At 71.3% G+C, this 362-nt stretch carries 1 pseudogene; it reads right to left on the bottom strand.

Annotation, left to right across the window (positions count from 1 at the left end):
- Positions 1–362: pseudogene (locus PUR26_RS02030) on the bottom strand (HAMP domain-containing protein); the annotation flags it as partial.

Here is a 362-nt window from a genome sequence, read left to right as displayed (position 1 = left end):
CCTGGCCGCCGAGGATCCCCTCGGTGCCGACCTCGCGCGCCATGCGGGTGACCTCGTCGGCGAAGGCGGACAGCTGGTCGACCATCCGGTTGATGGGGTTCTAGAGCTCCAGCATCACACCGCCCGCGTCGACGGTCAGCATCTGAGAGAGGTCGCCCGTGGCGACGGCCGTCGCCACCTGGGCGATGTCCCGCACCTGAGTGGTGAGGTTGCCGGCCATGGCGTTCACGGAGTCGGTGAGGTCGGCCCACGTGCCGCCGACTGCGGGCACCTCCGCCTGGCCGCCCAGCGTCCCCTCGGTGCCGACCTCGCGCGCCACGCGGGTCACCTCGGAGGTGAACAGGGACAGCTGGTCCACCATG

It is taken from the genome of Streptomyces sp. SP18CS02, assembly GCF_036322365.1.
GTDB lineage: Bacteria > Actinomycetota > Actinomycetes > Streptomycetales > Streptomycetaceae > Streptomyces.
Note: the sequence above shows the minus strand (reverse complement) of the source record. Positions and strands in the feature narration are given on the sequence as shown.